This is a genomic window from Actinotalea sp. C106 (genome assembly GCF_023630195.1).
Taxonomy (GTDB): domain Bacteria; phylum Actinomycetota; class Actinomycetes; order Actinomycetales; family Cellulomonadaceae; genus Actinotalea.
Genome location: NZ_JALPKN010000616.1, coordinates 1 through 646, shown reverse-complemented (window position 1 = coordinate 646; position 646 = coordinate 1). Strand labels below are relative to the sequence as shown.

At 73.4% G+C, this 646-nt stretch carries 1 pseudogene; it reads left to right on the top strand.

What is annotated here, in order from left to right:
* Nucleotides 1–239: 239 nt before the first annotated feature.
* Nucleotides 240–646: pseudogene (locus L0B03_RS18815) on the top strand (hypothetical protein); the annotation flags it as partial.

Here is a 646-nt window from a genome sequence, read left to right as displayed (position 1 = left end):
GGTACTGGACCAGCAGCGGCTGGGGGGCGCGACAGGCCACCAGATCAGGCCAGTCCACGTGCCGACAACTACCGCGAGGCGTGGGCCACCAAGCCCGCGTGGCAGGGACTCTGAGGTGATGTTCGTCACACCACACCCGCGCATCCCGGTGCGCTGACAAGATCGTCCCCGGGGGGGCGCACCTGTTCCGATGCTGGCCTTCGGCGCCCCAGGGGGTCTCCAACCACGCAGGGAGCATCGTGAGAAGTGCACGACGGATCATCGCCACCGCAGCAGCAACGGCTGTCCTGAGCATCGGGACGGTCGTCACCCCGGCGCTCGCAGCGCCCAGCGCGGCCTGCACCGCCGCCCAGGAGGCCTACGTGGTCGCGGTCGCGACCCTCGACGAGGCCTACGCCGAGCTCGGCGTGATCTCCGGCGCGGCGGTCGAGACCGGCATCGCCGTGACCGAGGCCCAGACCCGTCTCGCGCAGGCCCAGGCGCTGGCCGACGCCTCGGACGCCGATGCCCTGGAGCTCGCCCTCGACGACGCTGAGGACGACGTGAGCCTGGCGACCACCGCCCGCGACGACGCGGCCGCCGACCTCGCCGCCGCACAGGCGGGCGGCGACCCCACCGCGGTCGCGCAGGCCGCGGCAGATCTCGC